A 503-nucleotide genomic window follows, 5' to 3' on the forward strand; every position below is an offset into this window, starting at 1 on the left:
AGTCTCATCGAGCAGTACGGCCCCCGCGAGTCGATGGAATATGACGTCGTGATCGTCGGCGGCGGCCCCGCCGGACTGTCGTCGGCTATCCGGCTCAAGCAGCTCGCACAGGAAAAAGGCGTCGAAATCGGCGTGTGCGTGCTGGAAAAAGGCTCCGAAGTCGGTGCACATATTCTCTCGGGCGCCGTGATGGACCCGCGTGCGTTGAATGAATTGCTGCCCGACTGGAAGCAGAACGGCGCGCCTTTGGACGTAGAAGTCACCGAAGACCGCTTTTTGTTTTTGACGCAGGACAGCGCGAAGCAAGTGCCCAACTGGCTCTTGCCCGACAACTTCAAGAACCACGGCAACTATGTCGTGAGCCTCGCGAACGTCACGCGCTGGCTTGGGCAACAAGCCGAAGCGCTCGGCGTCGAAATCTTTCCGGGTTTTCCCGCAGCCGAAGTGCTTTACAACGAAGACGGCTCGGTGCGCGGTGTCGTCACCGGCAACATGGGCGTCGG

General features: G+C 60.4%; 1 protein-coding gene. It reads left to right on the forward strand.

The window, feature by feature from the left end; genetic code table 11:
* Positions 1–503 (forward strand): NAD(P)/FAD-dependent oxidoreductase (locus tag AWB66_RS32730; RefSeq protein WP_235021371.1); only part of this gene is annotated, 503 nt, incomplete at both ends.

It is taken from the genome of Caballeronia telluris (assembly GCF_001544495.1).
GTDB classification, from domain to species: domain Bacteria; phylum Pseudomonadota; class Gammaproteobacteria; order Burkholderiales; family Burkholderiaceae; genus Caballeronia; species Caballeronia telluris.